Here is a 10479-nt window from a genome sequence, read left to right as displayed (position 1 = left end):
TGCCTTCTTCTTCGAACTCCTAGGCCACATGCGATAGCCCTGCCCTGGAGGGGGAGGGTCGATCGCGCGTAGCGCGAGCGGGGTGGGGTGATCTCTCCTCTCGGGCAGTGTTCGATGCGGAGAGACCGTCACCCCACCCCGTCTCACATCTCGCTGCGCTCAATGTGAGCCGACCCTCCCCCTCCAGGGGAGGGTAAGAGCAGAGCGCTACTCCGCCGTCTGCTCCCGCAGCTCCGCCACGTCCTTCGCCGTCAGCTTCGAGCCCTTCGCACCGAACCGCGCCGTGACGTAATTCGCCACCGCCGCGATCTCGTCGTCCGTATAGGCCTTGCCGAACGCCGGCATCGACAGCGCGCCGTCAGGCGTATGCCGCTTCGTGCCCGAGATCACGATCTGCGCGACGTTGGTGGCGGCGGGGTCGTTGACGGCCCAGGTGCCGGTCAGCGTCGCCATCGGTGAGACCGGGCTCTCGCCGCTCCAGCCGTGGCAGCTGGCGCAGGCGCTGGCGAACACTTTTTTGCCGCGCGCGTCCGCCGTGACGCCTTCCCTGTGAGAGGCGGGTGCGACCGGCGCGGTGGTCGCCGGCAGGTCGGGCGAGGCTACCGGCGGCACGCTGCGCAAGTAAGCAACGATGCTGCTGATGTCTTCCGGCGCAAGCTGGCTAAAGCTGTGGTCGACCGCTTCACCCATTGGACCCGAGGCCGAGCCGTGACCCGGCGCATGGCCGAGCGACAGATACGAGATCAGATCCTGGTCGCTCCAATTGCCGAGACCGGTCGCCTTGTCGGAAGAAATGTTGAAGGCGCGCCAGCCCGCCGTGATGGCGCCGGCGAACTTCTTGCGGTTGTCGAGCGCGAAACCGAGATTGCGCGGCGTGTGGCACTCGCCGCAATGTGCCAGCGCCTCCGCGAGATACGCGCCACGATTCCATTCCGGGCTCTTCGAGGTGTCCGGCGCAAAGCGCGTATCCGGATTGAACACCGCCGACCAGACAATCATCGCCCAGCGCTGGTTGAACGGGAACGACAGCGTGTTGTCCGGCGCCTTGGCGGGCACCGCCGGCAGGCTGAACAGATACGCCTTCACCGCCAGCACGTCCTCGTCCGTCATGAACGTGTAGGACGTGTACGGCATCGCCGGATAGAGCCGCGCGCCGTCACGGCGCTTGCCGTGCTGAACCGCGTTCAGGAAATCCTGGTCGCTGTAACTGCCGATGCCGGTGTCCTTGTCCGGCGTGATGTTGGTGGAATAGAGCGTGCCGAACGGCAGCTTGAAGGCAAGCCCGCCGGAATAGTCCTTCTCGCCCGGCTTGGTGTGGCAGACCATGCAGTCGGCCGCCTTCGCCAGATATTCGCCGCGTTCGACCAGGCTTGCCTTCTCCAACTTGGCCGGCACGCCCGTGGGCTTGCCGCCGCGGTAATCCGCCAGCGCCACTCTGCTGCCGCCTGAGAAGTCGAGCGGGCCGGGCCCGCGGATGGTGAAGACGCCGAGCGCCACCGCGACGATGGCGATCACGACGAAGCTTCCGAGAATACGCATCTTGCCGCTCATGCCTTCTTCCCCGCAGCCAGCAGTTTCCGATCGATCGGCAGGCGCCGCAGCGCCACGCCGGTTGCGGCGTAAATCGCGTTGCGCAGCGCCGGCGGTCCGGCGGTCGTGCCGGTCTCGCCGATGCCGCCGGGCGCCTCGCCGCTCTTGACGACGTGCACTTCGATCTTGGGTGTCTGGTTGATCCGCAGCATCCGGTAGTCATTGAAGTTGGATTGCTGGACGCGGCCCTTGTCGATGGTGATCTCGCCATAGAGCGCGGCGGTGAAGCCGAAGATCAGTCCGCCCTCGATCTGGGCCGCGATCGTATCGGGATTGATGGCAATACCGGTATCGACCACCGAGGTCGCACGGCGCAGATTGATGTCGCCCTGCTCGTCGACTTCCGCTTCCACGACAGTGGCGATGAAGCTCCCAAACGACGGCTGCAGGCACACGCCGCGCCCGACGCGTGCCGGCAACGGCTGGCCCCAGCCCGACTTTTCTGCCGCGAGATTGAGGACGTTGAGGAAGCGCGGCGAATTGGCCAGCATGCCGCGGCGAAACTCGACCGGGTCCTTGCCCGCCTTGCGCGCCAGCTCGTCGATGAAGGACTCAACGGCAAACACGTTGTTGTTGGGGCCGACCCCGCGCCAGAATCCGGTCGGGATCGCCGGCGGCTCGGCCCTGACATATTCGACGTGGAAATTCGGGATCTCGTAGGGCACGTCGACGGCGCTGTCGACCGCGTCGATATCGATGCCCTTCTGGAACGCCGGCGGCAGCCAGCGCGCGAGGATCGAAGCGCCGGCGATCTTGTATTTCCAGCTGGCGATCTTGCCGCCTGACAAGGTTGCCGCGATCGTGTCGCGATAGACCGGACGGTAGATATCGTGCTGAATGTCTTCCTCACGGGTCCACACCACCTTGACCGGCCCGTCGACCTGTTTGGCGATGCGGACCGCCGTCACCACCATGTCGGGCTCGAGCTTGCGGCCGAAGCCGCCGCCCAGCAGATGGTTGTTCACTGTCACCTTCTCGACAGGGAGCCCTGCGGCCTTGGCCGCCTCCGACTGCACGCGCGCCATGATCTGTGTGCCCGTCCAGATCTCGCAGGAATCAGGCTTGCAATGGACCGTGGCGTTCAACGGCTCCATCGTCGCGTGGGCGAGAAACGGCAGTTCGAACGAGGCTTCGAATTTTTCACCGGCCGCGAGGCCCTTGGCGACGTCGCCGATGGACTTGGCGACCACGCCGTCCTTGGCGCTGGCGGCGCGCAGATCGTCCCAGATCGCTTGCGAATTCAGCTTGGCGTTCGGTCCTTCGTTCCATTCGATGTCGAGCGCGTCGAGGCCTTTCTTGGCCGCCCACATGTGGTCGCCGATCACGGCGACGAGATCGTCGAGCACGACGATCTGCCGCACACCCGGAATCTTCTTCGCGGCCCGGTCATCGACCTTGCCGACCTTGCCGCCGAACACCGGGCACTGCGCCAGCGTCGCGAATTTCATGCCCGGCACGATCGCGTCGATGCCGTAGACCGCCTTGCCGTTGACCTTCTCGGGCGTGTCGAGCCGCTTCAACGGCTGGCCAATATAGACGAAATCCTTGGGGTCCTTGAGCGGGACGGTCTTGGGCGGCGTCTGGCCGCTCGCGGCCGCCGCCAGCGTGCCATAGGCGAGCGTGCGGCCGCTCGCCTGGTGCCTCACCACACCCTTCGAGGTCGTGCAACTGGCGGGATCGACGCCCCATTGCGCGGCTGCGGCCTGCACCAGCATGGCGCGCGCGCCGGCGCCGGCTTCGCGCAGCGGTTTCCAGAACGCCCGCACCGATGTGGAGCCCCCGGTCGCCTGAACGATAAAAATCGGATTACCGTACAGCTTCTCGTTGGCAGGCGCATGCAGCAGCTGGACCTTCGACCAGTCGGCGTCGAGTTCTTCCGCCAGGATCATCGAGATGGCGGTGTAGATCCCCTGTCCCATCTCGACTTGCGGCATCACCAGCGTGGTCGCGCCTTCGGCGTCGATGCGGATGAAGGCGTTGGGCGCGAACTTTCCGTCGGTCGCGTCAGGCGGCTGCACCGGCTCGTTGACGGCCGCGCGCATCGGCAGGTGGAAGGCGAGCAGGAAGCCGGTGGCGAGGCCACCGGTCAGCAGCGAACGGCGGGAGAGGTTGTCGGGTGCGTTCATGGTGGACCTCACGATTGCCGGCCGTTGGCCGCGTGCTTGATCGCTTCGCGGATGCGGACATAGGTGCCGCAGCGGCAGATGTTGCCGGCCATCGCGGCGTCGATGTCGGAATCATCGGGGTTCGGCGTTGCCGCCAGCAGCGCGGCAGCCGCCATGATCTGGCCGGACTGGCAATAGCCGCACTGGATCACTTCGGCCTCCAGCCAGGCCTTCTGTACCTTCGCGCCCGCAGGCGTGCTGCCGACATGCTCGATGGTGGTGATGGCGCGATTCGCCACCGCACTCACCGGCAGCACGCAGGAACGCACGGCCTTGCCGTCGACATGCACCGTGCAGGCACCGCATTGCGCGATGCCGCAGCCGAACTTAGTACCGGTCATGCCGAGGATGTCGCGCAGCACCCACAGCAGCGGCATTTCAGGCGGGGCGTCGAACGATTTCGTTTCGCCGTTGATGGTGAGTGTTGTTGCCATGTGCATCCCCTTGCTCGACGAGCGCTTGCGGCGTCCGCGATTTGCGCGCGACGATAATCATACCGATGCGAAACGATGAAGCATCGAAATTTCCGGCAATGCATATTTGCGCGCACGAAGCGTCAGGCCATGACGTTCACGAAGTTGTGCGGCGATTGCTGCAAGCGTTTTGGGCTACATGATATGATAATCGTCATGTTTTGACGCATTTTTCGTCGCACGCGCCGCCGATCGCCGCAGATGGTCGTGCGAATGCGGCGGCACGTCCTTGCTTGCGGCCATCCTTCGAGACGCCCGCCGTTGGCGGGCCCTCAGGATGAGGACCGAGTGTGCGGCCGTAGTTTTGACGAGCACCGATGCGGCTTAGCCTCGTCCTGAGGAGACCGCTAGCGGTCGTCTCGAAGGACGAGGCGCGCTTAGGTCCCGCCAAGCTCATGTTGGAATTTCGGAATAATAGCATTCTAACCCTGTTTTGCCCGACGAGTCAAAGCGCGCCAGGGCCCGCCAGCGTAAGCCATTGATTCCGCACACCCCGGCTACTGTGCATGGGGTTGTTTTCGAGCTTTTTGTTTTGAGGACGTCGGAGCGCCCTCGTCAGCCCTGGCGAAAGCCCATCCGGAAGGCGCCCCAGTGCTTGCCGCGGATCATGATAGGCGAGGACAGGTCCTTCATCAGCACGAACTGCCCGCCGCCCATGTCGCGGCGATAGGTCTGCAGCAGGAAGGGTTTCGTGTTGGCCGCGACCTTCTTCACCGCGCGGTCGGTGAACAGGCGGCGGTTGCGGCAATTGGCGTTGTTCCAGACCGGGTCCTTGCCCTGCGGCAGGCGGTAGTTCGGATTGTGGGTCGGAAGGTACCCGCCTTTGGCCCAGGCGACGCAGAACACGATGCGCGGATCGGATGTCTGGATCGGGTCCTGGATCGCGGGCAGCACGCGGTCGGTGAAGTCGACGTAGGCGGTGTTGTACTGCTTCGGATCGGTGCCTGATATCTCGCGGTAATTCTCGTCCATGAGCTGGTCGAGCGTGATCTCGCCGCGGTCGATCGCAGCTTCGAACTCGGCCGCGATCCGCTTCGCGGTGTCGATGACGACGCGGATCAGCGGCGCATCCGATGTCTCCACGCCGCTGTCGGCGATCAGCGCGATCAGGCCTTCGGAGGTGTCGAGCAGCTTCGCCACGCGCTCGTCGGCGCTTCGGAGGTCGCGCGAGGAGAGGTCGACGCCCTTGGCGAGCTCGTTGAGCTCGCTGATCACGGTGTCGCAGTGGCCGAGGTTGGAGGTCGCCGCGCGTGCGACGCCGTCGATCTCGGCTTCGACGGAGGCGAAGCCCTGCTGCACCCGCGAGATGATGCCGGAGATCGCTTGCGCGCCTTCGCCGGCGGTCTTGGCGCGCTGCGAGGCGTCGCTGCTCTCCCCGATCAGGCCTTCGATCTGGCCGTCGAGATCGCGCACGGTGTCGGAGATCTGGTGCGTGGCCTGGCGCGTGGCCTCCGCGAGGTTCTTGACCTCGCTTGCGACCACCGCAAAGCCGCGGCCGGCAGTGCCGGCGCGCGCCGCTTCGATGGTGGCGTTGAGCGCGAGCAGATTGGTCTGCTTGGCGATCGCCTCGATCGAGCCGGAGACCTTCGCCACCTGCGCCAACGCCGCGCCGACGGCGCTGAGGCGGGCCTCGATCCGCTCCACCGCGGCGACGAGCTCGGAGATGTGGCTGACCGCGGTGTCGACGGCGCCGCGCGACTGTGCGATCTCGCCGACCGCAGCCGACGTCGTGCTTTGCACCGCCTGCGAGGCGTTGGCGATGTCGTGGTTGGCCGAGACCATCGTCTCGGCCGTCTTCTGCAGATGGTGAAACCGTTCCGACTGGCTCGCGACGCGGTTGGCGACGTCCTGGACGTTGCCGGCGATATCGGCGAGCTCGACGCCGAGACCGCCGATGCGGTCGGCGAGCTGGTCGATCAGGCGTTCGGCGAGCGTCCGGTTGGATGCGGTGTCCAATACGGCAAGTTGGGCAAAGGACATGTACGGGCTCTCTCCAGTCGGAGCCGTTGATCGGCTCCTTGGCGGCATTCCGATTCCTAGCTCCGACCTTAGAGGATGATTCGCACCCGGCGTCTTGCCCAGGAGTGCACGCGGGGTGCTACAGCTTGTAAGCCGTGCGGAAGCCGCCCCAGTGCCGGCCCTGCACGCGGATCGGGACGTCGATCTCGCGCATCATCACCGTGTTCCCGTTGCCCATGTCGCGCGCATAGCTCTGGACCAGGTACGATCGCAGGTTGCGTGCAGCGGCGAGCCCCGCCGGATCGTTGAAGATGCGCCGGTTGCGGCTGTTGGCCGTATTCCAGGCGACGTCGCCCGGCCGCTGCGGATGCGAATAGATCTTGTTGTGCACCGGCAGGAAGCCGTTGCGGTCGACCATGGCGCAGAACGCCATCCGCGACTCCCTCGCCAGAAAGGCTTCCTGGAACGGCGGCAGGGCGCGGTCGGCCCAGTCGAGATATCTGGTGCGGTATTGCTGCGGGTTGGTGCCTGATATCTCCACGTAGTCGGTGTCGAAGAGGTCCTCGATCTTGACCTCGCCGCGCGCAACCGCCTGCTCGAATATCTTCGTCAGCGCATTGCCCGCTTCCATGGCACGGGTGACGAGCTCGGTGTTCTCCTCATGGATCGACCAGAGCTTGTCCTCGATCTTCTCGTTGAGCGCGGCGGTGGCGCCGACGAATTGCGCGCGGGCGCCGGCCTTGGATTGCTCGACCACGCGCAGGCGGCAGGCGCCGATGTCCTCTAGGCTGCCTTCGACCGTCGCTTGCGTCGCGAGCCGGCTTGCGTCCGCGCCGCCGATCAGCACGCCCTCCATCGCGATTTCATAGACCGGCATCACGCCGCGCGCGGTCTCGAATTTGAGATGGCAGGGCAGCCGCTCGGTCTTGCGGCGGTCGTCGTGCTCGCTCTGGCGCAGCAGCACGGCGCAGCGCGATTTAAGCTTCTGGGCGAAGGTGGTGACGGCCTTGCCGGCGCTGGCGACGCTCTCGCCATGGGTCTCGGCGGCCTTGGTCGCCGCGTCGATCTCGGCTGCGCTCTCGCCAACCGAGATGATGAACTCGGAGGCGCTGGCGGCATTGCCGGAGACTTCGCTGGTGGTGGCGTTCTGCTCGGCGACCGCGCCGTTGACGGTGTCGAACACCGGGCGGATCGCCTCGATCGCCTGCGAGATGCGGTGCACCGCGTCCGCCGAGCCGGCGGCGTCGCGCTGCAACGCGTCGATCTTCTTTGTGATCTCCTCCGTCGCGCTCTGGGTCTGCACCGCGAGCGCCTTGACCTCGGTTGCGACGACGGCAAAGCCCTTTCCCGCGGCGCCCGCGCGCGCGGCCTCGATGGTCGAGTTGAGCGCGAGCAGCGTGGTCTGCCGCGCGATCTGCGCGATCAGATTGACGACGTTGCCGATGGCGGCGGAGGATTCGCGCAAGCGGTCGACATTGGCGCGGGCTTCCTGCGCGGCCGCGCTGGCCGCGTCGGCGAGCTTGCCGGCCTCGCGGACCTGCGCGCCGATGCCTTGCGCGGACTGGGTGAACTTGTCGGCGGCGTGGGCGAAGGTGGAGGCGGTGGACTGCGCCGCGCTGGTGCGGCCGGTCAGGGCATCGGTGCGGTCGCGAATGGCGGCGAGCGTCGTCGCGGTCGCCTCGGCTCCGCCGGCGACGGAATTGGCGGCGCGCTCGAGCTGGCGGATCATGGCGCCGAGCTCGAGTTCCAGCAATTCCAGGATTTCCCGGGCCGAATCAGTTTCGGCGGTCGGGGCGGGCGTGGCAGGAGCCGCCGGCTGCGCAGCCTCCGGGCCTGCCGCTGGCGCGGCCGTGTCCGGCAGACGCTTCCGAAATAGTCCGAACGCCATCAGCTCTCTCTTGTCGGGGAACGGTCGGGCGCTATTTTCGCAAGTCGGAATGAAATCAGGGTTAACGGTGCCCGACATCTAGGCAGGCGCCATTACGGCGGCTACCTTTACAGGGCTACCTTAGGAGCAGCCGAGCCCTTTGATTCCGGTGGGTTGGCGGCCTATAAGGCCGCGCTTCCCGCACTCACCTTGACGCACGCTTCCTTCACGAGACCAAGCATGGCCGGACATTCCCAATTCAAGAACATCATGCACCGCAAGGGGCGGCAGGATGCCCAGAAGTCGAAGCTGTTCGGCAAGCTGGCGCGTGAAATCACGGTCGCCGCCAAGCTGGGCACGCCCGACCCCGCCATGAACCCGCGCCTGCGCGCCGCCGTGATCGCCGCGCGCCAGGAGAACATGCCGAAGGACAATATCGAGCGCGCCATCAAGAAGGCGCTCGGTAGCGACGGCGAGAACTATGACGAGATCCGCTACGAGGGTTACGGCCCCGGCGGTGTCGCCGTCATCGTCGAGGCGCTGACCGACAACCGCAACCGCGCCGCCTCCGACATCCGCTCCTTCTTCACCAAGTCCGGCGGCAATCTCGGCGAAACCGGCTCGGTCTCCTTCATGTTCGACCGCACCGGCATCATCGAATACGACCGCAGCGTCGCATCCGACGATGCGGTGCTGGACGCTGCGATCGAGGCCGGCGCCGACGACGTCGTGTCCGGCGAGGGCGGCCACGAGATCTACGCCTCGACCGAAGGCTATCGCGACGTTGCCAAGGCGCTGGAAGCCAAGTTCGGCGAGCCGCGCAAGGCCGCGCTGATCTGGAAGCCGCAGAACACGGTTGCGGTCGACGACGAGACCGGCGAGAAGCTCCTGAAGCTGATGGACCTGCTCAACGAGCACGACGACGTCCAGAACGTCTACGCCAATTTCGAGGTGTCGGACGCGCTTGTTGCGAAGATGGGCGGCTAGGGCACGCTCGCCCCGCATACTCGCTGCATCGCCCGCGAAGGCGGGCGATCCAGTATTCCAGAGACGCCGGAGGGATACGGCGGGGCTGCGGCATACTGGATACCCCGCCTGCGCGGGGTATGACATCGGAGCGCGCGGCGGGCAGCTCCCGTCTCGCCCACTTCCCCTGTTACTTCCGTTCTGTTTCTGTTTCCCCCGCCGCGGCCAGCCGCTATCACTGGCCCATGACTGCGCTTCCGATTCGTGGCCCCGTTCGCATCATCGGCATCGACCCCGGCCTGCGCCGCACCGGCTGGGGCGTGATCGAGGCCGAGGGCAATCGCCTGATCTACCTCGCCTGCGGCTCGGTGGAACCGCCGGACGATCTGCCGCTGGCGAGCCGGCTGCTCGCGATCCATGAGGGGCTTGCTTCCGTCCTCTCCAGCCACCAGCCGATGGAAGCCGCGGTCGAGCAGACCTTCGTCAACAAGGACGGCGTTGCGACGCTGAAGCTCGGCCAGGCCCGCGGCGTCGCCATGCTGGCGCCCGCAATGTTCGGCATCTCTGTCGCCGAATACGCGCCGAACCAGGTCAAGAAGACCGTGGTCGGCGCCGGCCACGCCGACAAGCAACAGATCGCGATGATGCTGAAGATCCTGCTGCCGAAGGCCGAGCCGCCGTCCGCGGATGCCGCCGACGCGCTCGCCATCGCCATCACCCACGCGCATCACCGCCAGAGCACGGCGCTCCGGCTGAAGGTGGTGGGGCTATGATCGGCAAGCTCAAGGGCCTGATCGATTCCTACGGCGAGGATTTCGTCATCCTCGACGTCGGCGGCGTCGGCTATCAGGTGCATTGCTCCTCGCGCACCTTGCAGCATCTGCCCTCGCCGGGCGAAGCCGCCGTGCTGTCGATCGAGACCTATGTCCGCGAGGACCAGATAAAGCTGTTCGGCTTCCGTACCGATCAGGAGCGGGAATGGTTTCGCCTGCTCCAGACCGTGCAGGGTGTCGGTGCCAAGGTCGCGCTCGCCGTGCTCGGCACGCTGCCGCCGGCCGATCTCGCCAATGCCATCGCGCTGCGCGACAAGGCCGCGGTGGCGCGCACGCCCGGCGTCGGCCCCAAGGTCGCCGAGCGCATCGTCACCGAATTGAAGGACAAGGCGCCGGCTTTCGCCAATGTCGATCCCGCCGTCGTGCATCTCGCCGGTGCCGTCGACGACCAGCGCGCTCCGCGCCCCGTCGCGGATGCGATCTCCGCCCTGATCAATCTCGGCTATGGCCAGCCGCAAGCCGCCGCGGCGATTGCCTCGGCCTCGCGCAGTGCGGGTGAGGGCGCCGAGACGGCGCAACTGATCCGGCTCGGGCTGAAGGAGCTCGCGAAGTGAGCGTGTCGATAGTCGATCTCGTAGGGTGGGCAAAGCGCAGCGTGCCCACCATCCGTGGAGCGATCGGAGAGA

Annotated in this window: 8 protein-coding genes; 3 read left to right on the top strand and 5 right to left on the bottom strand. The window is 66.2% G+C overall.

Annotated elements, in window-relative coordinates; all coding sequences use genetic code 11:
- Positions 1–207: 207 nt before the first annotated feature.
- The 5 genes from XI05_RS17875 to XI05_RS17855 form a co-directional block, all read right to left on the bottom strand.
- On the bottom strand, positions 208–1551 hold the full coding sequence (locus XI05_RS17875) for a c-type cytochrome (protein WP_271504005.1): 1344 nt from the start codon (positions 1549–1551) through the stop codon (positions 208–210).
- Positions 1548–3716, bottom strand: a complete 2169-nt coding sequence (locus XI05_RS17870) for a xanthine dehydrogenase family protein molybdopterin-binding subunit (RefSeq protein ID WP_271504004.1) — start codon at positions 3714–3716, stop codon at positions 1548–1550. Before XI05_RS17870 ends, XI05_RS17875 begins: the two co-directional genes overlap by 4 nt.
- An 8-nt stretch (positions 3717–3724) precedes the next feature.
- Positions 3725–4189 carry a (2Fe-2S)-binding protein gene (locus XI05_RS17865; protein ID WP_271504002.1) on the bottom strand — a complete coding sequence of 155 codons (465 nt, stop codon included), beginning with the start codon at positions 4187–4189 and terminating at the stop codon, positions 3725–3727.
- A gap of 594 nt (positions 4190–4783) precedes the next feature.
- Complete coding sequence (locus XI05_RS17860) at positions 4784–6208, bottom strand: methyl-accepting chemotaxis protein (protein WP_271504000.1); 1425 nt, start codon at positions 6206–6208, stop codon at positions 4784–4786.
- Positions 6209–6326: 118 nt separating this feature from the next.
- The gene (locus tag XI05_RS17855; RefSeq protein WP_271503998.1) at positions 6327–8075 is read right to left on the bottom strand and encodes a methyl-accepting chemotaxis protein; all 1749 of its coding nucleotides are present in this window, start codon (positions 8073–8075) and stop codon (positions 6327–6329) included.
- A 219-nt stretch (positions 8076–8294) separates the two neighbouring features.
- On the opposite strand from XI05_RS17855, the gene XI05_RS17850 reads away from it, so the two are divergent.
- The 3 genes from XI05_RS17850 (at position 8295) to ruvA (ending at position 10407) form a co-directional block, all read left to right on the top strand.
- Positions 8295–9041, top strand: coding sequence for a YebC/PmpR family DNA-binding transcriptional regulator (locus XI05_RS17850; protein ID WP_225149260.1), 747 nt, complete (start codon positions 8295–8297; stop codon positions 9039–9041).
- 224 nt (positions 9042–9265) lie between these two features.
- A complete protein-coding gene (gene ruvC, locus XI05_RS17845; RefSeq protein ID WP_271503996.1) occupies positions 9266–9793 on the top strand; it encodes a crossover junction endodeoxyribonuclease RuvC in 528 nt (175 codons plus the stop codon).
- Positions 9790–10407, top strand: a complete 618-nt coding sequence (gene ruvA, locus XI05_RS17840) for a Holliday junction branch migration protein RuvA (protein WP_271503994.1) — start codon at positions 9790–9792, stop codon at positions 10405–10407. The genes ruvC and ruvA overlap by 4 nt, the downstream gene beginning before the upstream one ends.
- Positions 10408–10479 lie beyond the last annotated feature (72 nt).

The organism is Bradyrhizobium sp. CCBAU 11357, from assembly GCF_028128865.1.
Classification (GTDB): domain Bacteria; phylum Pseudomonadota; class Alphaproteobacteria; order Rhizobiales; family Xanthobacteraceae; genus Bradyrhizobium.
Note: the sequence above shows the minus strand (reverse complement) of the source record. Positions and strands in the feature narration are given on the sequence as shown.